Origin of the sequence: Bifidobacterium bifidum ATCC 29521 = JCM 1255 = DSM 20456 (genome assembly GCF_001025135.1) — a bacterium.
Classification (GTDB): domain Bacteria; phylum Actinomycetota; class Actinomycetes; order Actinomycetales; family Bifidobacteriaceae; genus Bifidobacterium; species Bifidobacterium bifidum.
In genome coordinates this window covers 2,185,333-2,211,039 of the sequence record NZ_AP012323.1, presented here as the reverse complement: position 1 = coordinate 2,211,039, position 25,707 = coordinate 2,185,333, and the positions used below count along the sequence as shown (strand labels likewise).

General features: G+C 59.7%; 19 protein-coding genes and 1 tRNA gene. 9 read left to right on the top strand and 11 right to left on the bottom strand.

The window, feature by feature from the left end:
• Positions 1-352: 352 nt before the first annotated feature.
• The 8 genes from rpmH to BBBF_RS09155 all read left to right on the top strand — a co-directional run bounded on the left by rpmH (position 353) and on the right by BBBF_RS09155 (position 6,320).
• Complete coding sequence (gene rpmH, locus BBBF_RS09185; protein WP_003815925.1) at positions 353-487, top strand: 50S ribosomal protein L34; 135 nt, start codon at positions 353-355, stop codon at positions 485-487.
• A 22-nt stretch (positions 488-509) separates the two neighbouring features.
• On the top strand, positions 510-881 hold the full coding sequence (gene rnpA, locus BBBF_RS09180; RefSeq protein WP_003815025.1) for a ribonuclease P protein component: 372 nt from the start codon (positions 510-512) through the stop codon (positions 879-881).
• Positions 881-1,177 carry a membrane protein insertion efficiency factor YidD gene (gene yidD / locus BBBF_RS09745; RefSeq protein WP_003815922.1) on the top strand — a complete coding sequence of 99 codons (297 nt, stop codon included), beginning with the start codon at positions 881-883 and terminating at the stop codon, positions 1,175-1,177. Before rnpA ends, yidD begins: the two co-directional genes overlap by 1 nt.
• 12 nt (positions 1,178-1,189) lie before the next feature.
• A complete protein-coding gene (gene yidC, locus BBBF_RS09175) occupies positions 1,190-2,200 on the top strand; it encodes a membrane protein insertase YidC (RefSeq protein ID WP_003819388.1) in 1,011 nt (336 codons plus the stop codon).
• Positions 2,201-2,281: 81 nt separating this feature from the next.
• A complete protein-coding gene (locus BBBF_RS09170; RefSeq protein WP_003815919.1) occupies positions 2,282-2,812 on the top strand; it encodes a Jag family protein in 531 nt (176 codons plus the stop codon).
• Positions 2,809-3,507 (top strand): 16S rRNA (guanine(527)-N(7))-methyltransferase RsmG, encoded by a 699-nt coding sequence (gene rsmG, locus BBBF_RS09165; protein ID WP_003819385.1) that lies wholly within the window; start codon positions 2,809-2,811, stop codon positions 3,505-3,507. Before BBBF_RS09170 ends, rsmG begins: the two co-directional genes overlap by 4 nt.
• 461 nt (positions 3,508-3,968) lie before the next feature.
• Complete coding sequence (locus BBBF_RS09160; protein WP_022173329.1) at positions 3,969-4,952, top strand: ParA family protein; 984 nt, start codon at positions 3,969-3,971, stop codon at positions 4,950-4,952.
• Between the two features lie 3 nt (positions 4,953-4,955).
• On the top strand, positions 4,956-6,320 hold the full coding sequence (locus BBBF_RS09155) for a ParB/RepB/Spo0J family partition protein (RefSeq protein ID WP_033509567.1): 1,365 nt from the start codon (positions 4,956-4,958) through the stop codon (positions 6,318-6,320).
• A gap of 467 nt (positions 6,321-6,787) precedes the next feature.
• Here BBBF_RS09155 and BBBF_RS09150 read toward each other — a convergent pair whose 3' ends face one another.
• The 4 genes from BBBF_RS09150 to BBBF_RS09135 form a co-directional block, all read right to left on the bottom strand.
• Positions 6,788-7,897, bottom strand: coding sequence for an NAD(P)/FAD-dependent oxidoreductase (locus tag BBBF_RS09150; RefSeq protein ID WP_033509565.1), 1,110 nt, complete (start codon positions 7,895-7,897; stop codon positions 6,788-6,790).
• A 251-nt stretch (positions 7,898-8,148) separates the two neighbouring features.
• Positions 8,149-12,579, bottom strand: a complete 4,431-nt coding sequence (gene murJ, locus BBBF_RS09145; RefSeq protein WP_021647546.1) for a lipid II flippase MurJ — start codon at positions 12,577-12,579, stop codon at positions 8,149-8,151.
• Positions 12,576-14,855: a DUF6049 family protein gene (locus BBBF_RS09140; protein WP_021647547.1), complete on the bottom strand. Its 2,280-nt coding sequence runs from the start codon at positions 14,853-14,855 to the stop codon at positions 12,576-12,578. Before BBBF_RS09140 ends, murJ begins: the two co-directional genes overlap by 4 nt.
• Positions 14,852-15,505, bottom strand: coding sequence for an NUDIX hydrolase (locus BBBF_RS09135; protein WP_003815006.1), 654 nt, complete (start codon positions 15,503-15,505; stop codon positions 14,852-14,854). Before BBBF_RS09135 ends, BBBF_RS09140 begins: the two co-directional genes overlap by 4 nt.
• Positions 15,506-15,596: 91 nt before the next feature.
• Here BBBF_RS09135 and BBBF_RS09130 point away from each other — a divergent pair, with 91 nt between their 5' ends.
• On the top strand, positions 15,597-17,009 hold the full coding sequence (locus BBBF_RS09130; RefSeq protein ID WP_003815005.1) for a CCA tRNA nucleotidyltransferase: 1,413 nt from the start codon (positions 15,597-15,599) through the stop codon (positions 17,007-17,009).
• 91 nt (positions 17,010-17,100) lie between these two features.
• On the opposite strand, the gene BBBF_RS09125 is transcribed toward BBBF_RS09130, so the two are convergent.
• The 7 genes from BBBF_RS09125 to BBBF_RS09095 form a co-directional block, all read right to left on the bottom strand.
• Positions 17,101-17,727 carry a LytR C-terminal domain-containing protein gene (locus tag BBBF_RS09125; protein WP_003815003.1) on the bottom strand — a complete coding sequence of 209 codons (627 nt, stop codon included), beginning with the start codon at positions 17,725-17,727 and terminating at the stop codon, positions 17,101-17,103.
• Positions 17,728-17,768: 41 nt separating this feature from the next.
• Positions 17,769-18,809, bottom strand: a complete 1,041-nt coding sequence (locus BBBF_RS09120; protein ID WP_033509563.1) for a 4-(cytidine 5'-diphospho)-2-C-methyl-D-erythritol kinase — start codon at positions 18,807-18,809, stop codon at positions 17,769-17,771.
• Entirely contained in the window at positions 18,806-19,747 is a 942-nt protein-coding gene (rsmA, locus tag BBBF_RS09115) for a 16S rRNA (adenine(1518)-N(6)/adenine(1519)-N(6))-dimethyltransferase RsmA (RefSeq protein ID WP_003814999.1), read from the bottom strand. The genes BBBF_RS09120 and rsmA overlap by 4 nt, the downstream gene beginning before the upstream one ends.
• Positions 19,748-19,767: 20 nt before the next feature.
• Positions 19,768-21,291 carry an aggregation-promoting factor C-terminal-like domain-containing protein gene (locus BBBF_RS09110; protein ID WP_033509561.1) on the bottom strand — a complete coding sequence of 508 codons (1,524 nt, stop codon included), beginning with the start codon at positions 21,289-21,291 and terminating at the stop codon, positions 19,768-19,770.
• Between the two features lie 355 nt (positions 21,292-21,646).
• Positions 21,647-21,720: transfer RNA gene (locus BBBF_RS09105), tRNA-Thr, on the bottom strand.
• Between the two features lie 188 nt (positions 21,721-21,908).
• Positions 21,909-22,883 carry a DsbA family protein gene (locus BBBF_RS09100; protein ID WP_033509558.1) on the bottom strand — a complete coding sequence of 325 codons (975 nt, stop codon included), beginning with the start codon at positions 22,881-22,883 and terminating at the stop codon, positions 21,909-21,911.
• A gap of 150 nt (positions 22,884-23,033) precedes the next feature.
• Entirely contained in the window at positions 23,034-25,505 is a 2,472-nt protein-coding gene (locus BBBF_RS09095) for a serine/threonine-protein kinase (RefSeq protein WP_021647552.1), read from the bottom strand.
• Positions 25,506-25,707: the final 202 nt, after the last annotated feature.

Genomic DNA, 25,707 nt, shown 5'->3' with positions numbered 1-25,707 from the left:
TGTGACCTCCTTCAGGTATGTGTGCCGGTGCGCACCGCAGCGGATGCGCTACGGTAGCTATAATAAGTACAACAACAACAGGATATATGTACTCCACTTTAGCCAAGTTATCCACAGCTTAGCGTGTTGTGTCGCCTCAATTGTGAATAACATTCATGTAATTTGTGGATAACTTTTCTACATGTTTTGGCGTGTTTCCAATGTTTTCCGCTGCTCTGCAAGGGGCACGACACACTGATAAATCGTGAAGAAATTGTTTTCATTTTGATTTTTGGGCATGGCTCAGAGTACCGTTATAGAGCTTGACTCATGAGAGCCGTGCATCAGCATGGCAAAAACCGGGAGCATAACTATGAAGAGGACATTCCAGCCCAACAACCGCCGTCGCTCGATGAAGCATGGTTTCCGCGTGCGCATGCGCACCCGTTCCGGCCGCGCGATGATCAACCGCCGCCGTAACAAGGGACGTAAGTCTCTGTCCGCCTGATTGCGGTAGGTGACGAAGGCGAGTGAAGCGGCTGAAAAGCCATCGTGACTTCATCGCAGTGCTGAAGCGTCGCTTCAAGGTGACGGATTCGGATATCGTCGTGCACTTTGTGGTGCATGACGATACCCGTGATGTTCAGGCATCTGCGGATATCATGAGACGTATGGGACTTGCCGTCAGCAAGGCTGTTGGTAACGCTGTAACGCGTAATCGTGTGAAGCGTCGATTTCGTGTGCTCGCAAGACGATATGAAGATATGCTTCCGATGCAGTGCGATATCGTCGTGAGAGCCAAACCCAGCGCATCGCGTGTCGATTTCGCTGATCTTGACCGACAGTTTTCCCGTTGCTTCGCCAAAGTCACGACTACGCATGAACGCAGGGTGAGTCACTGATGTCAGCCATCGGATCGGCGCTTATCGGCATGATCAAGTGGTACCAGAGGGCCATTTCGGCGAAAACGCCGCCATGCTGCAAGTACTATCCGAGTTGCTCACATTACGCGATCACTGCGGTTCGGCGCTTCGGCGCGGTAAGAGGAATCGTGCTGTTTATTTGGCGTTTTCTTCGCTGCAACCCTTGGAGTCGTGGCGGCATCGATGATGTTCCGCAACATTTTTCACTGTGCTACAGATTTCGCTGGTCGAAGGCATATGAGAAGCCTCGACTCACACCAATGGCCGATGATTAAGGAGATGGCCTGATGAACACTTCCGGAGAATTTCTTCTTGACAGAGGCATTTGGGGCTGGCTGTATAAGCTGCTGACCCCACTTGAGTGGCTCATGACCCAGGTCATGGTCCTGTTCCATAAGTTCCTCACCCTGCTGGGCATGGCACCGATCGGCATCTCTTGGGTGCTGGCGATCGTGTTCCTTGTGCTCGTGGTGCACGCCTGTATTTTGCCGATTTATCTCAAGCAGATGAAGTCGATGCGCAAGATGCAGGCCTTGCAGCCCAAGATGCAGCATATTCAGAACAAGTACAAGGGCAAAAAGGATCAGGCCAGCAAAGAGGCCATGAGCCGTGAGATGATGAAGCTCTACCAGGACAATGACGCCAACCCCATGGGGTCGTGCTGGACCGCCGTCATTCAGGGTCCTGTGTTCATGTGCATGTTCTACATGCTTTCCGCCATTCCGTATATCGCGACCGGCAAGAGGGGAGCGCTTGGCGCATTCGATCAGGCGACTGCCAAGCAGTTCGCGCAAACCCGCGTCTTCGGTGTCAGCGTCACCGATACCTTCGGTACGGCCAACAATTCCGGAAAGGTCGTCATCGGCTTCTTCATCCTGTTGATGTGCGCATGCATGTGGTACATGCAGTTCAACAACATGCGCAAGAACCTCCCCAAGGCTTCGATGCAGGGATCCACGTACAAGATGCAGCAGGCCATGACCTGGGGCTTCCCGATCATGTACATCTTCTCCGGCATCATGTTCCCGTTCGCCGTGCTGGTGTACTGGCTGACCAACAATGCATGCAACCTTGCCCGTTCCTTGTTCCAGGTGTACAAGTTCCCGACCCCGGGTTCCCGTGCAGCTGAGGAAAAGGAGATTCGCGATCATCGTCAGGAGAATGCTCGTCGCGCCAAGGCCGGACAGCTTTCGATTGAGGAAGAGGAACTGGAGAAGGCGCGCCAGGAAGCCGCTGTTCGTCTGGAGCGGGGATACCAGCGCAAGCAGCCCCAGCGGAAGAATCGCAAGAAAAAGTGACACGATTGGAAACCTCTATTTGACCGTGAGGTTTCCTTTTTTTACACTATGGAAGTAATACTCGCTTAAAGGAGTGGTGATATGGCGCAGGAGGAGACCACGACGATCGATCAGCTCAATGAAGAAGCTGACATCGCCGCCGACTACTTGGAAGGCTTATTGGACATCGCCGATTACGAAGGCGATATCGAGATGGGTGTTCGCAACGGTCGTCCGATGGTGCAGATCATCGCTGATGACGATACAGATATCAAGCATCTCATTGGTTGCAATGGTGAAGTGGTCGATGCTTTGCAGCAGCTTACCCGGCTTGCTGTTCAGCAGAAGACCGGCGAACGCTCGCATCTGATTGTTGATGTTGACGGGTTCCTGAAGCGCAAGCGTCAGCGTCTTCGTGACATTGCACTTGATGCCATTGATGAAGTGCATGACACTGGTGAGCCCGTTGATTTGAAACCGATGAATTCGTTCGAGCGCAAGGTCATTCATGATGTGGTTCGCGAGGAGGGGCTGAAGTCTCGTTCTCATGGTGAAGAGCCGCGTCGCTATGTCACCATCTACATGAAGAGCAGCGCCGATGAATCCGACGTCGATGAAGGTAGCGAAGAGTGAGCGATATTGTTTCACGTGAAACATCTGGTGATGAGCTGGATGATTCCGCAATAGTTCGTGAGGCATTGGGCGAAGCATACGACAAGCTCGAAGTGTTTCACGTGAAACTATCCCGCGAGGGTGAGCTGCGTGGATTGATAGGCCCACGCGACATATCCATCATCTGGGAACGTCATATCCTCAACTCCGCCGCATGCGTCCCGTTCATTCGGGAAGTCACCGATCGAAGCAAGGCAAAGACCATTGCCGATGTTGGCAGTGGCGGCGGTTTCCCCGGAATCGTTGCGGCAGCATGCATGCCGGATTGTGCGTTTACACTCATTGAGCCCATGGAACGTCGTGTCGAATGGTTGCAAGAGTGCGTGGATGACATGGACCTGCAGAATGTTACGATTATTCGCGCACGTTCCGACGAAGTCATCGATCGTATCAAGCACCACGAAGGTGAATTGAAACCATTCTCTGTAGTGACCTGTCGAGCAGTGGCGCCAATGACCAAGCTTGCCGGTTGGACGTTGCCTCTGCTTCGCCCTCAAGGTCGACTGGTCGCATTGAAAGGCCGTTCGGCGCAGGCTGAGATTGAAAAGGCGAAGCATCAAATTTCCCATGCCGGGGGAGTGCGTGCTCGTGTCGTTGAAGCTCCAGTAGCTCCCGGTCTCGAATCCACGCACGTCGTTCTCGTCGACAAGCGCTAATTATCGTGTGGCTCCCATGGGTGGGAGTCACACGATAATCCCATGCCCCCGCTGACGGGAATCGTAATTCTGCTTCCGCTGTCGGAGGTTGGATTGCGGGGCGAGATGGACGATATCCATTGCCTTTGATCGCATAAACAATGCTGTTATATCTTCATCGACATCGCTGACTGTCCGAAGATTGTTTCACGTGAAACAATGGATGTCAAACACGAAAGCGATGGTTTCGCAAGAATGGAGTTATCCACAATTTCAAACAGTGCACAAAGTTATCCACATTATTTGCGACATGTAATCCACATTAGGAAAATGGCGGAAATAAACGGTTTATCTAGTGTTGATCGAAGTGTTCACACACTAATGCACTATACTTATCCACAGTTATCCACATTGCTGTGCACAACTTGAGATGTCCATACGACTAGGAAAAATTAGATGTTGTTCGTTTTTTAGGAGGGACTATGACATCCAATGATTCACAGGAATCCTCTGCGATTCCTGCCATGGAATCTGCTTCTGAAACGGTCAGAAGGATTTTCGGGAATGATGGTTCCTCTTTGGGTGCCGAGATTGCAGATGAGGCGTCACGCTATGAACGCCTGAATGCCGCATTGTTCCCCCTGCCATCGAGAACCCGATGCCTGGCCGTCGCCAACCAGAAAGGCGGCGTCGGCAAGACAACAACAACGGTGAATATTGCCGCAGCTCTCGCCTCTCATGGAGCTCACGTGCTGGTCATCGATATGGATCCCCAGGGGAACGCCTCTACGGCATGCGGTGTTCCTCACGGCACCAGCGATCCTTCGGTATATGACGTTCTTGAAGGACGAATGACAATCGGAGAGGTACTGAAAACCTGTCCTGATATCCCAGGGCTCGATGTGGTTCCCGCTTCCATTGAACTTTCGGGTGCGGAACTGGAAGTGGCGGATCTGCCGAATCGCAACAATCTGCTGAAGGAAGCCGTCGAATCATTCCTGCAGGATCCGAACAATCATTATGACTATGTTCTGGTCGATTGCCCGCCGAGTCTTGGCCTGTTGGTCATCAACTCCATGTGCGCGGTGTCTGAGATGTTGATTCCGATCCAAGCTGAATACTATGCCTTGGAGGGGCTTGGTCAACTTATCAATACCATAGGATTGGTGCAGGAGCACTATAACCCTAATTTGACTGTGTCGACTATGCTGGTCACTATGTTTGATAAACGAACATTGCTCAGCAGGGAAGTGTTCTCAGAGGTGAAGAGTCACTATCCGAGTATCGTTCTGGATACGACGATTCCCCGTACGGTAAAAATATCTGAGGCTCCAAGTTTCGGAAAGACAGTCATTAGCTATGACCCGCGTGGAATGGGAGCGAGTGCCTATGGCGAAGCGGCCTTGGAAATCGCCCGTCGATCGCCTTCGGTGCTGGCTGCAATTGACGCGAAGAGGGGAGAGTAACCCATGACCTCAAAATCACGTTTGGGTAAAGGATTGGGTGCGCTGTTCCCCGCACTTCCCGGTGAGTCGAGAACAGCTCATGCGGAACAGCAGCAATTGGGTGTTGATCTCGAATCCGAGGAGACGACAGCCAACAAGAAAGCCCCTCAAGAGAAAGCTGCGGCTGCGCCAGAGAAGGTCGAATCCCATAAGAGCGGTACTGAACAACACAGTGAGTCTACCGCTCCGGTTCGTCTTGGCGAAATCAAGCGTAAGACCATTCCGGCCATGAAGGATTCCATTCCTGCCGTACACAAGTCCACAACGGTGGAGAAGCCCAAGAGCGGCAAGCGTGTTGCCATGCCCGGTATCAGTGATATGGCACACCCCAGTGACATGTTTTTCGGAGCAACAGCACAGGGGACGAGCGATTCCAAGAAAACGCAGCCGGCTCAGCGTTCCGAGAGCACAAAGGCATCCGGCAAGGAAAAGGATAATAAGGAAACTCCAAAATTGAAGCCTGTCGAGGGTGGCTATCTGCTGGATATTCCTGTCAGCTCCATCGTTCCGAATGCGCAGCAGCCGCGCAGCGTCTTTGATGAGGAGGAGCTGAATGAGTTGGCCGCGTCCATCAAGGAAGTCGGCGTATTGCAGCCGATCGTGGTTCGCAAGCGTCAGGCTGGGGAGTCCAGCAAGAGTGATGTTTCACGTGAAACATCGCAGAAATACGAGCTCATTATGGGCGAGCGTCGCTGGCGTGCATCACAACTTGCACAACTGAAGACGATTCCGGCGATTGTCAAAACCACATCAGATGACGAGATGCTGCGTGATGCACTGCTGGAGAACCTTCATCGCGTCGCACTGAATCCTCTGGAAGAGGCGGCGGCATATCAGCAGATGATTGATGACTTTGGCCTGACTCAGGCTGAACTATCCAAGTCGATCTCGAAATCTCGACCGCAAATCGCGAACACATTGCGGCTGCTGCATCTTCCTGCGTCCGTGCAGAAGAAAGTTGCCGCAGGCGTACTGTCCGCAGGGCATGCGCGAGCTCTTCTTGGTTTGAATGACGAAAGTGAAATCGACAAGCTGGCCACTCGAATCATAGGGGAGGGGCTTTCGGTTCGCAGCACCGAGGAAATCGTGGCGCTGAAGAACGCAGAAAGCAACGTGCCCAAGAAGGTAAGGCCGACGAAGAACAATCCTTGGGCCGGTTCTCCGATTGTCAACAACCTTGAAAATCATTTTGACACCAAAGTGTCCATCAAGGGTACGCAAAAGCACGGTCGAATCGAAATCGTGTTTTCCTCCCCTGAGGATATGGAACGCATCCTCAGCATGCTGATTCCCACGGCAGTCGAGGGCGCGGCGGCAAAATGGGTGTGAGGGTGTGAGCCACACAACGGTGTGAGCCGCCATCATCACACAACGGGAAATAACGGTCATGCCGTTCATGAGCCGTATGATCTGGTCTGCCGAGAGGTATTCATTGCCTCTCCGGCAGAACGCGTATAAAGCAACTGTCGTGGCATTTGCAGTCAGAGGACTAACGCAATGAACTGTCCGTATGACTGTTCTATTGCATGCACCTGAAAAAGCATTACCGAAAACTCTGTTGAGCAATATGAGTTGCAATCGGTTCAGTACAATGCGCTAGATTTGAGCGGATTGTCGTTCTGATGCGATTCTCCGGCGCTGGTAAGCGTCCGCAGCGCTATTTCGGTCAGTCTGTCGTTTCGTTTGTGATTACTGACAGTGCAAGCAATATTTGTGTAGCTCAACCCGCCGGTGAAGCAATATCATCGTCTGTGATGAGGTTTGATTTCGCCGACGGGTCGAGCTGTGCTGTTGGATCAGTGCAGTGAGGCCAGGTAGGATTGTGCGTCCAGCGCTGCGCGGCATCCCATGCCTGCGGCACTGATGGCCTGACGGTACACCCGGTCAACGCAGTCACCGGCGGCGAACACTCCAGGCATGGAAGTATGCGTTCCGGCACCGGAGACCAGAATGTACCCGTCGTCATCCATATCCACGGAACCCTTCGCAAAACGCGTGGCCGGTTCATGGCCGATCGCCACGAAGATGCCCTCGGCGGGCAGCGTGCCCGTCTCGCCTGTCACGGTGTCGCGAATGTCCACAAAGCCGGCGGAATCATCTGCGGTTTCAGCCTTTGCCGACAGGGAAATGCCGGTCGAAGAGGGAGCATTCAATGCCGATCCGGAGACATTCAGCATCGGAGTCGTCTTCAACGAGAGAAGATTTCCGGTGTTCTGCGCTGCGGGTGCCGCAGCGGTTACCGCATCAGCGCCTGTCTGCGCGCCGGCGGCGTTTTTCTGCCCGCGAATGGCTGTTGCCACCGTATTCATTTTCACGGTGATCTTGGGATTGTTCAGCACGCGCTCGACCATGATCTTGGAGGCGCGGAACTGGTCGCGGCGGTGCAACACGGTCACCGAAGAGCCGAAACGAGTCAGGAACAGTGCCTCTTCGAGCGCGCTGTCTCCTCCGCCCACCACGACGATGGGCTTGTCTTTGAAGAAGAAACCATCGCAGGTGGCGCAATACGATACGCCGTGACCGGAATACTCGGCCTCGCCGGGAATGCCGAGCTTGCGGTACTGCGAACCGGTGGTGATGATGACGGCATCGGCGTGATATTGGCTTCCGTCGCTGCACGTGACGGTCTTGGGGGAGGAGCTGAAATCGACGCTCGTCACATCGAGATATTCGATGGATGCGCCGAAAGACTCCGCCTGATCGCGCATGCGATCCATCAGTTCCGGTCCGAGAATGCCGTCAGGGAAACCGGGGTAATTCTCCACGGTGGTGGTGTTGACCAGCTGACCGCCCGGCGTGAGCTCACCCGCAAGAATGGTCGGGCGATACCCGGCGCGTGCGAGGTAGATTGCGGCCGTATATCCGGCAGGGCCGGAACCGATGATGATGGTTGAAAGTTCAGTCATGTCCCTTACGATAGCGAGTTGACCTGACCTCGTCCAGCGGTGGGTGAACAACGACATGGATTCGCCTCGAATGCCGATTGGTCGCTTTCAGATTGCCGAAACAGGCATGCCGCGTTCATGGAAACCGGAGGAGCTAATACGAGCACGATATGGGCCCACAGCATAAGTCCACAGCGTGAGTCACCGCGTACGATGAAACACCCCTCCTACCCGTGAGTAGAAGGGGTGTTTCATGAGAACTTCTGCGTCGCCTACAGAACGCGGATGTACACGATGTCGGATTGTGCCGCAGAGTTCTTTGACGTGGAGTTCTTTGACGTGGAGTTCTGTGTGGTCGAGTTGCCGAACGGGACGTTATCGATGTCGGTCTTGTTCGGCCAATCCTGATTGTCGGATCCGCCACCGTGGTTGTCTCCGTTCAGGATGAACCATGCGGCGACCAATCCCACCACCAGCAGAACCAGCGCGACGACGATGGCGATGACCTTGATCTTGAGCTGCCCCCAGAGTGGCTGGTCAGGCAGGTCCTCCTCGATATTGCGTCCGACATTCGCCGCATTGACATCGTGCACCTGCTGGGGCGCGAAGCTCGGCGGCATGATCTGGGCCATAGGCGGCAGCTGATCTACCGAAGTACCATCAGTGCCTAGCAGCGGAACGGTGACCGTGGGGTCAAAGGCGTCGGATTGGGCACGCTGCGCCGGTGTCTGCACACCCGGCACATTCGCACCCGGAGCCGCCGCAGGACGGCCGCCAGACATGTTCCGCAGGGCATCGCGGCTGATTGGTGCCGTCATCCGCGTACGCGACTTCGATGATCCGGGGATGGCTGCTCCATTGGCTCCGGGCGCCGATGCCGACACTGCGAATGACGGGGGCATTACGGCGTCGCCCGACGCCGCGGCCTTGGCGGATCTGGCGGCAAGAGCGGCCAATGATTCCGACATATGCGCGCGCGGCTGCGGCATGGCGTTCGTGGCAATGGGCTGAGCCGCACGGGTCGTGGGATGGCTTCCAGCCACGGTTTGCTTGCCTTCAGACACCTGCGCCTCACCGGACTGCGGCAACGGCGGGATGCTGCCGGCGCGGGTGCGCTCATTGTCGTTCTCTTCCGGCAGCGGAACATTCGGCATATTGGCCACGATGCTCTGTATTTCGCCGGTTGCACCGATCGTCCGGGGTTTGCCGGTACCGCCCGCAACAGCAGACGCACCAGCAGCGTTTGCCGGTACGTTCACGCCGTTGCTGGACTGTGCCTGCGTCGCGCCAGTAGCGGACCTACGCGGCTTGGCGGCGGGCGGGAACGATGCCGGCAGCGGTGCATACACCGGCATCGGCTGCTCAATCGCGGTCTCTTCCGCAGTGGATGTCGTCACCGGCGACTCCGGCTCCCCGTCCTTGCGCAAGGAGCCCATAAGCTGACCGACCTTCGATTGCAGGGAGGCCAGGGTCTTCGACGGCTCGGCGGTATCCGGTTCGAACAATTCCGCTTCGGGGATGACCGGCTGATCGGCCGAGGGCGGATCTCCGGGCAGCTGAGCCAGGAACGCCTGCTGTGCGAGACGCTGCTCGTTGACGAACCTGGCCTCGGCGCCGGCTGCCAGTCCCGCCTCGGAAATCGACAATTCCGGCAGCTTCGTCGAGGTCACCAGCCCATCCGGCAGTTCCACGATCTTGTCATCGCTCGTGTCACGCAACGCCACCATGCTGATCGAGGCGCTGCCACTGACCGACGGCAATATGATGTCACGATCCGACAGGTTGCCGAATGGCTCCCACGCGCCCAGCAGCGCGCTCAGCTCGGCCAGCGTTGCCATCGGCACGATGATTTCCCCATCTTCGGTGTGCAGGGCCAGTCCACGCTTGCAGATCACGCGGAATTCCGTGGGAACGTCGGCGGGCAGCATATTCAGGTCGAACGTCGTGTTCGCGCCTGAAGGCGTCTTGGTCAGCAGCGCGTACAGCAGTGCGGCCAGCTGTCGCGTCGCCATCTGCTCATACGACATCACATCGCCGTCGATGCCGCTGCAGATATCGGCCAATGCGGCGGCGACGGGAGTGTCGGCGAACTGCACGCCATTGACGCTCACGCGAATGGTATCGGTGCTCAGCGCGGTATGGGTCAGCCCCGTGTCCAACAGCTCCTGAACCGCCTGGGTGCATTGTCCCACGATCGATCGAATCGCGTCGTAGCTAAGGAACGAGGAAGACGAACGCTGCATGTATTCCGCCAGCGCCAGACCGGAGTCCGGCTCGGTGATAACCACCGCGGCATCGCCGACGTGCTGCAGCTGCAGCACCGGCGTGCAGTACCGGCTGTTGGCCAGCGCGAGCGTGGAAGCCGCCTCGTTGATCTGCGGCAGAACGGATGTGTCGGTGATGATGAACAGCTGGCAGGACTGCGCCAGCATGCGGTCATTGGCTATCCATGCGCTCAATCCGTCACTTTCGCGCAGTGAAGAAACGAGAGTGTAGCGACCGATGACGGTATCTCCCAATTGAGGCTTCATAGTAGTTGTTTCTCCGTGCTCTGCTGTCATGCGCTGAGATAGTGGTGATGCTGACATTCTAGCCGTGGGGATGGTCGGCTGTGCAGCCGCGATGGACGCGGCTTGACGAGTGGAATGATGCGGCGTTGGCAGTATGGTGGGAATTCGCGGCTGGGCGTTGTTGCCGGCCGCGATACCTGCCGTTGCACCGGCTGCGTTTGCCGCGACGTTCGGCAGTACGACGGACTTGATGGACGGGCGTTGGCCCTTACGGTTGACCGTCGGCGCGAAGCTAGGCGGAAGGTTGTCGGACGGAATCCCCCTGGGGTGGTCCTGAACCGGCCGTTCGAGATCGGTCACAGTTTCAGCGGCCCGTTCCGCGGAACCGTCATTCTCCGAGGTTCCATCGTCACCCAGCGAATGATTATCGTAATGATTATCATTCTCCGCAATTGCCGTGGTGCCCTCTTCGACCTCCGCGTTTTGTGCCTGAGCTTCCTCGGCCTCCGACTCAGCCGGTGTCGATACCGATGTCGCAGTGGAAGTCCTACGCAACAGCCGTGCCTTCATGGTGACGATCAGGCTGGAGAACTCCTCCATGCGCATCAGCCATAGCAGCCCGGCATACACGGCCGTCACCACAATCGTCAGAATCGCGCATATGACGATGGATTGCCACCAGCTCATATGTCCGTTGACGCTGGAAACCTTCGCGCCGACCAAACGCGTGGCCAGCGGGTTGAGGAATAGTCCGCACGCGCATGCCGCCGCACCGGCAATCAGGGCCTTGACATGCATGATGATGATGCGCTTGCCGTCGATCCGCCCGCCGAATCGTCTGCGCAACAGCCAGAACACCCATGGGAACGTGATGATATATGACAGGCTCAGCGACAGAGCCACCATGAGCGTCCAATATTTCGGCGGCGCGAAACGCAGCGAGGTCAGCAGAAGCAGCAACTGCACGGCGTTGTCGGCCGCCGCGAACAGGAACGGGCTGCGGCCGTCCTCATACGCGTAGAAGGCGCGCTGCACCAGCAGGAACGCACTGGTGGGCACCAATCCCACCAGCAGGCCGATCAGAGGCCCGGATATCAGAATCGCCCCATGCACATTCGTGGACGGAATCAGCGCCTTCACCAGCGGCACCGGCATGGCAATCATGACCGCGGTGAAGAAGAACATCGCAAGACCGGTGGATCGCAGGGATGAGCTGAGGTCGGCGCGGGCATCCCCGATACGATGCTCGCTGATCGCGCGGGACATGCGCGGGAACACCGCGGTCGTGATGGACACGGCGATGATCGAATAGGGAAGAACGTATATCGTGTACGCGTACTGATAGCTCGCGTTGCCCGCGATGCCGTACAAATCGCCGCCGGCGGTCGGGGCGCCGGTATTAACACGCGAATTGACGATGCCCATCAGCTGGTTGAGCAGCACCATGGCGATGCTCCACACCGCCACCTGGCCCATGGAACGCAATCCCAGCCCATGCAGTCCCCAGCGAGGCCGGTAGTGGATGCCGCAACGCAGCAAAGGAATGAACAGCACCAGGGCCTGGAACGCCACGCCGGCCGTCCAGGCGCCCGCGGTCAGGGCTATCTTGCCGGATGTCCAGAACGACATCGGCTGCCGTCCCGCGTTGCCGAACAGCATGATGAACGCGCCGAAACCGATGCAGCTGATGACGTTGGCGCCCACGGAGCTCCACGCATACGTCGCGAAACGCCCCTTTGCGGCGAGGATCTGCCCCAATACGGTGTACAGGCCGTAAAACAGGATCTGGGGCATACACCACAGCGTGAAGGCGTTCGCCAGCGCCCTTTGCGCGGGCGTCCAGCTGGAGTCGAGGTACAGCATCGTCAGCAGTGGCGTGCCGGACGCCATCAGCAGTGTGATGGCCAGCAGCAGCGCGATGGACAAGGTGATGAGCTTGCTGAGTCGCTCATCCGCGTCCTTCTGCTTGAGCGTGCGCACGATCTGCGGCACGAGCACCGCGTTGAACACGCCGGTGGACAGCAGGTTGAAGATCACCTGCGGTATCTGCGCGCCGGCCTGATACGCGTTGGCTGCGATACCGGTGGTACCGAGTGCGCCGACGAGGAAGATGGTGCGGATCTGGCCGGTCACACGTGACGCGGCCGTGCCGCACGCCATGATCAGCGAATTGCGTCCTACCGTGGTGCTCATTCGTCGGGGTCCTTCTTTCGATGGAATTGGCGCCAGAGGCCGACCAGGCCGAGCAGCAGCGAGAAGCCGATGATGATGAATCCGGTCATGTCGCTGATGCGCAGCACGCTGGTGATGTCGGTGTTCTGTGCGGAACCGAACGTGTCGCCGTTGCGGTCCAGCAATGTGATGTGGGCTGTGGCGTGGCCGGAAGTGGCGACGCGGATGGCGAACGTGACCTGCGCCTCGCTGTTCGCCGGTATGGTGACCTCAGTGAACCGCGATGTGACGATTTCCATGGAGTCGGTGAGGGATGAGACCTTCACCCGTACCGGATACGGATGGTTGTTCCTGACGGTGACGGGCATTTTGGCCGTTTCGCTGACGACGGTGATGGAGTCGGTCGGCGTGATGGATACGCCGCCGAACATGCCTCCGCCGAGCCGTTTGGCGCCGTCGACCAGACTGTCGATGTTGCGCGGCGCGGACGAGAGCGCATGCAGTGCCAGCGTGCTCTGTGCGGCCTTGATCTTGCGGATCCAGGACGCGGATGCCTTATGGTCGGTGAGGACCGACGTGGCGAAGCGGTTGATGTCGTTGCGGCTTTCGGCCAGCGATTCCAGCGCGGACGTGACCGATCGGGTGTTCCGCTCGCTTAAATGACTGTCTTGGGGGACGATTTGCAGCGCCTTGTCGCCGGTCCGATAGGCGTCTGCGTCAATGAGATCGTTCAGGTCGGTGAGTTGCAGCCATGAGGACTGTTCGACCGCGGTCATCAGCGTGTCGATGAACGCCGCCGACATATTAGTGCCGAAGCAGACCAGCAGGTTGCGGTTCATCGCCGCATACGGCTGCTCCATCTGATAGAAGGCGCTCTGCGCGACGAACCGCGCGATGCGTCCCGCGTTACTGGTCTCGCCGTCCGCATCACTGCTGGTGGGCTTGCCTTTGGCTAGGTCGCCGAGTTCCTTCTGCTCGCTCAGCACCGTGATGTCGCCGGCCGAGGTGGGGATTGTGTATGTGCCTGTGTGCACGGTGGCCGTGGTGCTGGAGTCGAAGTCGTGACCGGCGATGACGTACTGGTATCCCTGCTTCCTGGCCGTGGAGAGCGCCTGCCGGGTCCAATCGCCCTTGCCTTGCCAGGCGATGGGCAGGGAATTGGATGATGCCGGTGCCGCGGCCAGTGCGGATCGTGCGTTCCATGCGCCGGTGCCGACGCCGGCCTGTTCGTACGACCGGACGTTGTTGATCGCGGCATAGGCGGTGATGTCGAATCCGGCCGGCTGCATGACGGCATCGATGCGTTGCCCGGTGTCGGAAGCCAATGCCGTCGGATCGGCTATGGTCTGCAAATCGCTGTGCTTGCCGATGAGGGAGAGTTTGGCGGCGAGTGCATCATTGTCGTGCGGGGTGAGCACTGATGATTGCGTCGCCGCGGTGTTTTCGGAGCCGTCGGTATTGTTGCCGGAGCCGTCGTCTGTGCTGCCATCCGTGCCGCCGCCACCTGATTGTGTAGATTTTGTGTCGGATCCATCGCCGTTGTCATGCACCACCAGCTGGTCGATGGCGTTCTTGTCGGCCTGCTGGCCGGTGTTCATCAACGGCATGACCATGGTGATGGCCATCGGCGGGGTCTGTGCGTTGCGCAATCCCTGGGATGATCTGGTCAAGAAGCTGTGCAGGCGAATCGGCTTGGCGTTCGGATCGACGGTACGGTCCGACCCGGATGACCCGTCAGAAGAGCCCGTGGATTGAGAATCGGTCGCCTGGGTCGCCTGATAGGTGACCAGCAGCGGTTTCGGCCCCCACATCTGCAACGCCTTCAACGCATCGCTGTCGGCCACCGCGTCGATCTTCACGGAAACCTTCTTGCTCGCCGCGATGGACGGCACCGTGGCCGTGCCGAGAACGGTGCGCACCGGAATCGATACGTCCCCGGTCGCCCAATGCTGGATGTCAGTGCGCGATACGAACGTATATGACGGGTTGTAGGCCACGGTCACCAGGCCCGGTGACGTCGCGGCATACGTGGGATTGGAGATGCTGATGGTGATGTGGTAGCCGGATGTGTCGGTGACCACGGGCGTCGATTCGGTGATCGACAAGGCGGTCGTCTGCGTGGCCGTGTCCGTCTCGTCATCCGCCATCGCCATATGTGCCGTGCCGGCCGGTACCATGCGGCCTGCGAACAGCATCGCGCATGTCAGCAACATGATGGTAAAGAAGCGCCATAGGCGTGTCGTTCGGTGAGATAACGATGGCACGGCCTGACCGTGCTCGGGGCTGTTCGCGATCATCCCTGCTTCATTTTCCTTGCGTAGAGCCAAGCGATCTTGCGTTCATTAGGATAGCTGAGAACGTCATCCAAATCATCGAAATCCACCCAGATGGCGTCTTCGGCTTCATGATCCGGATCGCCCTCCACCGTCAGGTCGCCGCCGATCTGGCGCAGCGCGAAATGATGCACGAGCTTATGCACGCGCTGGCTGGTACCGGTGAACCAATAGTCGATGGTGGCAATGGACTCGACCACCTCACCCAGAATGCCGGTCTCCTCGTGCACCTCGCGCACGGCGGTCTGCTGCGGCGTCTCGCCCTTTTCGATATGGCCCTTGGGAAGGCACCATTCGAGATGGCCGTTGCGGGAGTGTCGCGCGATGATGGCCACACGGCCGCGCTCGTCGAACACCAGGCCGCCGGCCGAGTATTCGCGCACCACCGGGAGCTCCTGAGCGTCCAGCGACGCGAATGTGGTCGGCCCGTCGCCCGCCCGTCGCTGCGGCATCATCGCAGGTGTGGGAAAGCGTGGTTCCGGTGGCCTGACAACGGTTTTCGGCGTGCGCGGAGCCTCGGACGTATAGAGCAACGTATCGGGTTCGAGCGGATTTTGGGTATGGTCGCCCGCAGCATGCGCAAGCATGCGCGCGAGGTCTGCGGGCGTAATCATGACTTCCACCTTACTCAATACCGTGTGCAGGTGGGGTAACGGTATGCTTGAATACGCATAAAAGCGGTAATACTTTATGGAAAGGCCTCGTGTGAATTTCGAAGTTTGGCCGGAAGCCATTGAACTTGGACACCTGTTCGCGGCTCGCGGGTACGAGCTGGCGTTGGTGGGCGGCCCCGTGCGTGACCTGTTGCTGCACCGGCGTTCCCACGACCTCGATTTCTGCACGTCGGCCCATCCCGACGAGTTCGAGCCGATCCTGCGTCATTGGGGACGTGACGGTTTCTGGGATATGGGCCGCAAATTCGGCACTTTGGGTGCGATGCGCCGGCGCGAGGACGGCACCGAAGTCAAGGTGGAGATCACTACGTACCGGTCCGACACGTACGATCCCGAATCCCGCAAGCCCGAAGTCAGCTACGGCGATTCGCTCGAAGGCGATCTGTCCCGCCGTGATTTCACCGTGAACGCCATGGCGCTGCGCGTGCCGCAGCTGGAGTTCGTGGACCCGTTCGGCGGCGCCAGCGATTTGGCTAAAGGCGTATTGCGCACGCCGGTGGATCCGTATCAGTCCTTCGACGACGACCCGCTGCGCATGATGCGTGCCGTGCGTTTCGTCGCACAGCTCGGGTTCAGCATCGCCCCCGACACGGCTGCCGCCATCAGCGACATGACCGATCGCATCGACATCGTATCCGCTGAACGGGTGCGTGACGAGCTCACGAAGCTGCTGCTGTCCGATCGTCCGAGGGCGGGTGTCGAAGCGCTGGTCGAATCAGGTCTCGCCGATATCGTATTCCCGGAAATTCCCGCCCTGCAGCTGGAAATCGACGAGCACCACCGCCACAAGGACGTGTTCGAGCACACGATGATTGTGCTCGATCGCGCCATAGCGCTGGAGACCGGGCCGGAAGGCCCCGTGCCCGCTCCCGACCTGACGCTTCGCCTGGCCGCGCTGACCCATGACATCGGCAAGCCGAAAACACGCCGGTTCGAGCCCGGCGGCAAGGTCAGCTTCCATCATCACGATGCGGTCGGCGCGAAAATGACGCGCAAACGGCTCAAGGCGCTGCGGTTCGACCATCATCTCGTCGAGGATGTCAGCGAGTTAGTGAACCTGCATCTGCGGTTCCACGGGTATGTCGAAGAACCATGGACCGATTCCGCCGTGCGACGCTACGTCAAGGACGCCGGTCCGCTGTATGAGCGGCTGAACCGGCTGACCCGCGCCGACGCGACCACTCAGAACCGTCGTAAGGCGATGGTGTTCTCGTCCGCCATGGACGAGATGGAGCAGCGCGTGCGCGATCTCAAGGAGAAAGAGGACTTCGATGCCATCCGGCCGGATATCGACGGCAATGAGATCATGACCATCCTCGGCATCGCTCCCGGCCCGGAGGTCGGCCGCGCATACAAGCACATGCTGGAATACCGGCTCGATAACGGTCCGGTCGACCATGACACCGCGGTGGCCGAGCTCAAGCGGTGGCACGCGTCGCTGTAAACGTGCCCAAGAAACGGTTCGGCGGCTGTCCGCGTAAGGCAGGCAGCCGCCGAATATCGGGGGTTTCAGGCCGTCATGACGATGCTGGCCGTCATTCCACCTTTTCATGATCGAGGGCCTTGGGCAAGGTGCCCATTGACTGGACGGGCACGCATCCCTCGAAGTTTTCGATGGCGGTGTCGCCGCTCGGCAGGCTGTCCTTGTTGGCCAGATCGTTGAACGAGGCGCCGAGCACCACGTCAATCAGCTTGTCGTCGCGGTCATCCATCACCATCACCGCGTCCGTGAAGTTCGTGTTTAGCGTGTACGCCTCGTTGATGGCGTTCTTGCCGAAATAGATTGTGGTGCGCTCGACCTTCTTGCCCTTGTAATTGTCCCAGCCGGTGACCTTGAACTGGCGGTTCGACAGCGCGGTGCTGACGGCCTTCGCGAAACCGACGAATTTGGTGCCGTTCAGCACGCGCACCTTGACGTTCGCATAGTTGGAATATGTCTGGTTCTTGCCGTTGGCGTCCTTGGTCGAGCAGGGCACGCGCACGCCGTAATTCGGCTTGACTGCGGACGTGGCCGTTATGCCCAGACCCCCGACATGGAAATAGAACAGCGCCGACACGACCAGGGCGACGGCAAGCACCGCGCCGACACAGGAGAATACGATCTGCTGGCGGCGGCGAATGTAACGCTTGCGTTCCGCGCGTTCGTCATAAGGCTGAGTCATGGGTCCGTCCTTTTCTTACGAGACTGGTACACAGATTAGCGTCACTGTCTGACGCGATAAGACAGGGATGGCAGGATGGTTATGACCGGTCTCGCCGGCGCCTGCGCAGCGATGATGCGATCCACCGTGGCGGATTGCTCCCATGCGGTGCGAACGCGGCGGGCGACGGCATCGTCCGGTACGAACGCGATGACCGATGGGCCGGAGCCGGAAACGAATGACCGGGATGCCCCGGCGGCCAGGGCGGCTTCGATGGCTTCGCCGCTGCGGGGGTGCAAGGCGACCGCGGCGCGCTGCAGATGGTTGTCGTCGCCGTCTCCCGCGCCCATCTTGTCGAAGGTCGAGTAGACATTCGGCGTGCTCAGTTGCGCATGGTACGCTCCCACCAGCAATTGGCCGGCGAATCCGCGGTCTCGCAGCGTCTGAACGCACGATGAATCATCCTCCAGCGGGATGATCCGCTCGCCGAAACCGGTGCCATGCGCATATCCGCCCTCCAGGCAGAAGGGCATATCGACGCCGAGCGTGGCGGCGATGTCACGCAGCCGTTCAATCGGCCAGTGCAGTCCCCACAGGGTGTTCACGGCGAGCAATGTCGCCGCCGCGTCGGCGGATCCGCCGCCCAATCCGGCGCCGACGGGAATGTGTTTGTCCACATGCAGCGCCACGTCCGGCTCCCGCCCCGCGGCCCTGGCGATCGCGAACAACGCAAGCACCGCATGGTTGCGGCGCATGTCGCTGCCGCTCGATGCCAGATCACCCAGATGCTCGCCGCTCAGTTCGAGTGAAAACCCGCTGCCGGGGGTCTTGGCAGTCGCCGTCACCACGTCGTTGACGCCGATGGCGCAATATATCGTGTCCAGCGCGTGCCGTCCGCCCCATTCCTCATGGGCGGGCCCTACGTGCAACGTCAGATTGGTTTTCGCGGGAACCGTGACCTCCACCGAGTGCAGCGGCCCGGCCGGTGTCGTTTCCGCGGCTGCTACATGACGGCGGATGGGCCAATGCGCGGGGACGCTTGGCGAACGCCGTACCTGACCCGGTGTTGCTGACCGTACATTGTCCATTGCTGTGGCGCTCATGATGATGCCTGCCCCTGTTCATGCTGCGATTGCCTCAGCGCCGTCGCCAGAGCGGCGAATTCGTCGATGGTCAGCGTCTCGCCGCGGCGTGTCGGGTCGATGCCCGCCGTGTGGAACACTTCATCGGGCACCATGCGCTTGAGTGCGGCATGCAGCGTTTTGCGACGCTGGCTGAAGGCCGCGTCGACCAACTGGAACGTCAGCTGGCGCAACTGGGGGTCGCGCGGGCCCGCATGCGACTGGACACGGGTGAACCCGGCCAGGGCCGAATCCACGTTCGGCGCTGGCCAGAATACGTGACGCCCGATGTTGCCCACGCGTTCCGCCGAGCCGTACCACGCCAGCTTCACGCTGGGCGCGCCGTAAATCTTCGAGCCGGGAGTGGCGGTCAGACGGTCCGCGACTTCTTTCTGCACCATCACCACGAAGGACGTCAGCATGTCGAAGCGTTCCAGCAGCGTCAGGATGATCGGCGTGGCCACATTGTACGGAAGGTTCGCCACCAGGGTGAACGGTTCGTCGCCGCTGAACTCGGGGAGGTCCGCCGACGTGAGGGCCAGCGCGTCCTTGTTGATGACCGTGAGGCGGTTCCTCGCATCCGGCATGTATGTGTCGATGGTATGCGGCAGCCGTTGCGCGACCGGCGGGTCGATCTCGACCGCGGTCATCGTGGCGCCGGTTTCCAGGATGGCCAGTGTCAGCGACCCCAATCCAGGGCCGACTTCCAGCACCCGCGTATCGGCGGTGACCGCGGCCTCGCGCACGATGCGGCGCACTGTTCCGGGATCGATGACGAAGTTTTGGCCGAATTTCTTGGTCGGGCTGATGCCGGCTTCGGCTGCTATGTGACGGATGTCGGCCGCGCCGAGCAGTCGCCCGGCGGCTGCGGGTTTCTCGGCGGCTGCGGATGCTCCGGAAGGTGCAGGGGATGGATTCATGTCAGTCATAACGCTCGCTATCAGTACCAGCCGATTTGTTCGGAGCGTTCCCATGCCTTGGATGGGCTGCCATACCGTTGGGCGATATACGCCAGCCCCCAGTCGATCTGCACAGCGCCGTCGTCACGGTAATTTGCGCCGAACTCGGCCATTTTGCTCGCAGGCAGCGACTGCGGGATTCCGTAGGCGCCGGTCTTCGCGTTCTCGGCGTACCACAGCCATCTGGATTCGCGGGTCCACAGCTTGTCGAGGCATGTCCAGTCGTAGCTGGTCCAGCCGCGCTGTGCGGCCGCGCCGGATGCGTAGGCTTTGGCCTGCGCGGCGGTCGGGTGCCATAGGCGTCCCTGCGAGCTGCTGCCGGAGTTGCCGGAGTTGCCGTTGCCGCCGTTGCCGCCGTTGCCGCCGTTGTTTCCGGAGTTTCCCGAGTTTCCCGAGTTGCCGGAGTTTCCCGAGTTGCCGCTATTGCCTGAGTTCCCTGAGTTCCCGGAATTGCCGTTGTTGCCCGAATTCCCGTTGTTCTTGTCGTTGTTTTTGTCATTGTTCGACGTATCATCCGACTTGTTTGCGCCGGACGTGCTGCCATTCGAGGAGTTGCCATCCGACTTGCCGGTATTCGACTTGTTGCCTGACTTGCCGGCGTTGTCACTGCCTTTATCGGCTTGCCCCTTGCTGGTGTCGGAAGGTTCGGCGGCCTTCTCCGGGCCTACGGCGACGATGGTGTCGAGGGAGATTTTGGTGGTCGTCTCCGAAATCAGCGTTCGCGTCTCTGCGATGCCATCGACATACGTGACGTTATAGACCTGCTTCTTCTCGCCGTCTTCCCCCTGTTGGCGGACCACGGATGTTCCTGGCTTCAACGACTTATCAACAATCGTCTGCGAACCATGGGGAATGGCGACGGTCGTCGTCTCCTGCCCGTGGGTGACGCGCTGAACGCGCAGCACGGTCTTGTCTCCGTCCTTCTCGACACTGACGCGGTCTTCCTTGTTGAGGCTGATGCCTTTGGAATCGAGAATCGACGCGGCGGGAAGCTTGCCATTCGGCGCGACCGACGTTTTGCCGTCGGCGATGACCGTCACCGGGCCGGACTCGTTGATGACGAGGCCGCCGGTGAGCTGGCTGTAGATGTTGTCGATGTCCACGGTGACTTTCGCGGCCTCGTTCTCGTTCTGCTGGAAAAACCCGAGCAGCTGGGAGGCGCTGGTCGCCACGGTCCAGAACGGCACGCGCTGTCCGTCGATGCTGATGGTCGTCTGATATGCGCTGCGGACCGTGACCACGTCATGATTGCTGAGGATGTCGCCGCTGGTGGATTGCACCAGATCATGGGATTTGACGTCGACGCCCCGCTCTTCAAGCAGGCGCGTCACGCTCATGGCATACGTGGTGACGGTCTGGGTGTCGCCGTTGATGCTGAGTGCGATGGTCTTGCGTGCGGCGACGCCGAATGCGACCGTTGAGGCAAGAGCCACGGCGACGGCGCAGATCGCCACCCGAATGCGACGCAATCGAACAAAACGTCGTGGTGTCCACCGCCTGGCCATATGTCATCCTTCCATGAGCTACGGCTAGCATTGTAACCAATCACGATGATGCTTCGCTGGGCATCGCACGACCGTCACCCATACTCCCACATTTGGTACTTTTTTGCCCTGCCCGAAGGGCTGTCGCGGAGCTACTGGGGTGGTCACATATATCAAGATAAAGAAGAAGGGGGCGGGAGAGAAGGGGATTGTCCCGCCCCCCTGTGGGCAGAGCTAATTGGGGGACGCTCTGCCTTCCAGAAGCCATAAGTTGGGGGAAGGCTTCTGGCACTTACACAAGGTAAGACTATATGTAAACACAGCTTACTACATGTCGACCGTGCATCGCACATGACACGCGGTATGCTGTGCCGCGAGCCTCCTGTCGGGATCGAACCGACGACCTGCCGCTTACAAGGCGGCCGCTCTGGCCATCTGAGCTAAGGAGGCGGACCCCATTCGCACAATGCGGACAGGTGTCATCGAACGATTGACCAGCTTACCAGTTTCACCGCGCTGGTCAATTCAGAATGTCGCAAACCCGTGTTGCGGTTCCTCCGGCCGGGGTCGAAGATCACAGCGCGACACGGGTCTACGTGGGTGTCATCGTTCATTTGCGGGGCATGACGGGTCATTCGTCATTCGCCGGTCGTCAGCGAGATCGGCTTGCCCGATTCGCCGATCGACGGCATCGTGCCCTTCTGGCCGACTTCGTCTTCCTTCAGGCCCAGCGACGCGATGATGCCGGTCTTGTTGTTCATGCCGGCGAGTGACAGCTGGTTGCGATCCCAGTAATTGCCGTTGATGGTGATGGTCGGCGTGCTCATGACACCCTTGTTCGAACCGGACACCTGCCACAGTTCGGGGCGCTTCGGGGTGTACAGGTTGATGGCATCCAGCCATTTCCTGTATTCGCCGTTGAACGCCTTGTCGGCCACGGACTGCGGTACGCCGGCGTCAATCGCCTGCTGCTTGAGCGCCTTGTTCTTGACCGACTTGTATTCGCTGGCCTCACCGGGCTGGAAGTCCTCGGCGTAGATGTTCGAGATGAACTTGAGCAGGTGATCGGGGTTGTCGTCATTGCTGGCGATGTACAGGATGGCGCCGGTGGCGCGGCTGGAATATTCGTCGGTCGAGTATTCGTCCATGAACGACATCGGGTGGATCTCCAGGTTGATCTGGCCCGCGTCCACCAGCGAGATCAGCGTGGGATCGGTCTGGCGGTTGAACTCGCCGCAGCCGGGGCACAGCGGATCCATGTACACGGCGACGGTGGGGGCGCCGGACGCCTTCTTGCCATAGCCTTCGCTGGAGATGAGGATGCCGCCCTTGTCGTCGGCCGCCGATGGCTTGGTCTCGACCTTTTGCAGCTGCTGGTATGCCTGCTCCTCGGTGGTGCTCTTCGCCACGTCGTTCTTGTGAATGGCTCCATAGATGGCGAAGCCGGCGATTGCCACTAGCACGACGATGATGGCGACGACCACTGCGCCGATGATGGTTTGCTGCTTGCGCTCCTTGGCCGCTTGCTCCGCCTTCTCCTGCGCCGCCTTCTCTTCGGCGGCGCGACGGCTTGCCCTGGTGTTGCGCTTCGCGTTCTGATTCTTTTGTGCCACAGTTATCCCTTTCCTGCCGGTTTGTTGCCCATAGTAGTAGAAGGGTTCGCTTTTCCGGCGGCGGGTTGCGCCGTTTGCCGCATGATGGAACGTGACAATGGCTACAAACCGGGCATTGCCGTCGCTCGGCATGCAGCTGGGATGGGGATGTTATGCGACGTTGGAGGGCAGCGGCCACCAGTTGATGCCCTGTCCGAGACCGAGCAGCGTGCACGCTGAGAGTGTAATCACCGCCCATGCGATCCATACGGCGAATTCACGCCCGGAATGTTGGGCGGATATCGCGGGAGCGGTTTCGTTGTCGGACGATTCGGGGAGCATGCCTGCGCCGCTGGAGCCCGCGGGCCGGTTGAGACCGAGCAGGGTGCCGGTGCCAAGTCGCAGCATGGTCGGTGCGGGCGCCAGCATACCGATGATCCAGCTGATCGCCGCGCAGATGGCCAGAGCCAGACCTGACGGGGACACGGGGGAGGCGGCGATGATGGGTACCACAATGGTGATGCCGCCTATGGCGAACCGCGTGTTTACGACCGGCAGACTGAAGATCAGCGTCGCGAGGGTGGATCCCAGCGCCAGCGTCGCGACGGCGAGCAGCCCGCGCCCTATTGCCGCAGGCAACCCCCTGAGGGCGTGCCATGGCAGCGTGATGATGCGCATCGCGGTGTCGCCGGCGCTGTGTGTGCCGCCGCGTCTGTATTCGCGTTGCAGCTGGGCGTCTGTCGAATAGCCTACCGTCAGCAGCAGCCAGCACAGCAGCGTGGCTGCGACCATTGCCGCCAACGGCATGCTCGCGGCCATTGCGGCTATGGGCGCTGCCCATGCGGCGAGCAGCGGCGTGCCTTGACGCAGATAGGTCTGGCGCTTGATGTCTGCCGGGTTCATGGCCATCGGCGGCATGGCCTGCGCTGTCGGCATGGATTGCATGGACGGCTGGAATTGCGCGGCTGGCTGGAGCTGTGCGGGCTGGCCGGGTTGCATTGCGGTCGTCGGCGTTGCGGCTTCATCAGGGTCGGCGAAGATCTGCTGGGGGCTCAGCGGCGGCATGGTCATGGTGGGGATTTGCTGGCGCCCCGACCACACTGGATCATCCATCGCCAGGGTTGCCGCGGTGTCGGCGGATGATGACGGCTCGATTACGGCCGTTGCTCCGGTCATGTCCGCATCGTCCGTGGGTAGGGCCGTCGTCGGCTGCGGTTGCATGGGCATGGTTCGTCCGACGCTGACCGTGGAATCGAATGGCATGGTGGAGGCGGGCAGAACCGATGTCGGCTGTGGGCGCAACGATTCGGTCGCTTCGGTGCCGACCGGCATGGTCGGCGGCATAGGTGGGGTGAGGCGGGACATCGGCGCCGTCTGGTCGTTGCCGGGTGCCTGAGAAGACGCGATATTTCCCGGTAGCGGTGCTCCCCGGAGCGGTACGGTTCCGTCCGAGGTTCCGGCATCTGCTCCTGTCCCGATTGATGGTATCCGTCGAAGGCTGGCGGATGCAGCGTCAGCGGCTTGGCCGGCGTTTGGGAGCCTCGGAATCGGCGGAACCGTCGCATACGGTGAGGGCGCCGATTGTCCGATGATCCGCTGCAAAGCGGGCCGAACGCCGGGCATCGCGGTTTGCCTTGGCATTTCTGCCTTGGTGACGGCTGCAGTCGGCTTCTCACCTGATTCGGCCGGCTCATGCGGGCGCCATAACAGACGCGGGTTGCGCAGACCGGTATGGTCAAAAGGGCGCATCACATCCGTCTGACCGGATTGCGCGGCGTCATCGTCGTACTGCTGCCAGGCGCCGGGGTTGAACGCGTCCACGGTGATCGCCTGCAGCAGTTGCTCCGGAGTGCAGCGCTTGCTGCGATCCGGGTTCAGCGCCGCACGGAACGCCGTCATGGTGGTGGCGGGAAGACCTGTGAGGTTCGCGTTGCCGGACGCCTCGCGTTCCAGCACCGCCATCATCGGCTTGGTGCCGAAAACGGGCTCCCCGGTTGCTGCGAATGCCAGCACCGACGACACGGACCACCAGTCCGTGATCTCATCGGATTCGGTTCCCTCGATAATCTCCGGCGCGATGAACCCCGGCGTTCCCATCACCAGGCCGGTGCGCGTCACATGGCTTTCGCCTTCGCCCATGGCGATGCCGAAATCCACCAGAACCGGGCCGGTCGCTGAAACCATCACATTGGTCGGCTTGATGTCTCGATGCACGATTCCCGCCGCATGAACCGCCTTGACTGCGTCCATCAGCTTGGATGCCAGTCGTTCCAGGTCATCGGCGACGTATGGCCCATTCGCGGCGATGTCGTCGCGCAGGTTTTTGCCCTCGATCAGCTCGGTGACGATGAACGCCAGCGAATCATCCAACTCCATGTCCACGATGCCGCACACGCCGGGATGATTGACTTTCTTCAACGCCATCGCCTCTCGGCGCAACCGCTCACGTGCCGTGATCTGATCGCGCGCGGACGCCGTCGAACGGTCATCGGCGAGCGAATCACGCAATATCTTCATCGCGTATTCCTCGCCACCGTCATCATGCACGCGCCAGACCGATCCCATGGCTCCGGATCCCAGCCGCGACATCAGCGTGTAGCCGCCGACCAACGCTCCGGGCTCCAAATTCAACGCATCGCTCATACCCTCCTATCCTACTCACCGCCCTGTGCCCGTTCTCTCTACCCCTGATATTCCTCCTTCCCCTGCTGTCCTCTCCGATACTCTCTACCCCCCCCTGATATCGTTTGCGTTTCTAAGTGCGCGCCGGAACGTCGACTGTGCGCACTTAGAAACGCAAATGGGCCGGTTTGCGTTCTTAAGTTCGCGCACTTGTCGTTTCGGC

Excerpts from the sequence above, each read along its gene's own strand:
- BBBF_RS09110 (WP_033509561.1), bottom strand. The coding sequence starts at position 21,291 with ATGGCCAGGCGGTGGACACCACGACGTTTTGTTCGATTGCGTCGCATT.
- BBBF_RS09095 (WP_021647552.1), bottom strand. The coding sequence starts at position 25,505 with ATGAGCGATGCGTTGAATTTGGAGCCCGGAGCGTTGGTCGGCGGCTAC.
- yidC (WP_003819388.1), top strand. The coding sequence starts at position 1,190 with ATGAACACTTCCGGAGAATTTCTTCTTGACAGAGGCATTTGGGGCTGG.
- BBBF_RS09125 (WP_003815003.1), bottom strand. The coding sequence starts at position 17,727 with ATGACTCAGCCTTATGACGAACGCGCGGAACGCAAGCGTTACATTCGC.
- BBBF_RS09170 (WP_003815919.1), top strand. The coding sequence starts at position 2,282 with ATGGCGCAGGAGGAGACCACGACGATCGATCAGCTCAATGAAGAAGCT.
- BBBF_RS09160 (WP_022173329.1), top strand. The coding sequence starts at position 3,969 with ATGACATCCAATGATTCACAGGAATCCTCTGCGATTCCTGCCATGGAA.
- BBBF_RS09120 (WP_033509563.1), bottom strand. The coding sequence starts at position 18,809 with ATGAGCGCCACAGCAATGGACAATGTACGGTCAGCAACACCGGGTCAG.
- rpmH (WP_003815925.1), top strand. The coding sequence starts at position 353 with ATGAAGAGGACATTCCAGCCCAACAACCGCCGTCGCTCGATGAAGCAT.
- BBBF_RS09155 (WP_033509567.1), top strand. The coding sequence starts at position 4,956 with ATGACCTCAAAATCACGTTTGGGTAAAGGATTGGGTGCGCTGTTCCCC.
- BBBF_RS09150 (WP_033509565.1), bottom strand. The coding sequence starts at position 7,897 with ATGACTGAACTTTCAACCATCATCATCGGTTCCGGCCCTGCCGGATAT.
- BBBF_RS09135 (WP_003815006.1), bottom strand. The coding sequence starts at position 15,505 with ATGATTACGCCCGCAGACCTCGCGCGCATGCTTGCGCATGCTGCGGGC.
- BBBF_RS09140 (WP_021647547.1), bottom strand. The coding sequence starts at position 14,855 with ATGATCGCGAACAGCCCCGAGCACGGTCAGGCCGTGCCATCGTTATCT.
- rsmA (WP_003814999.1), bottom strand. The coding sequence starts at position 19,747 with ATGAATCCATCCCCTGCACCTTCCGGAGCATCCGCAGCCGCCGAGAAA.
- murJ (WP_021647546.1), bottom strand. The coding sequence starts at position 12,579 with ATGAGCACCACGGTAGGACGCAATTCGCTGATCATGGCGTGCGGCACG.
- yidD (WP_003815922.1), top strand. The coding sequence starts at position 881 with ATGTCAGCCATCGGATCGGCGCTTATCGGCATGATCAAGTGGTACCAG.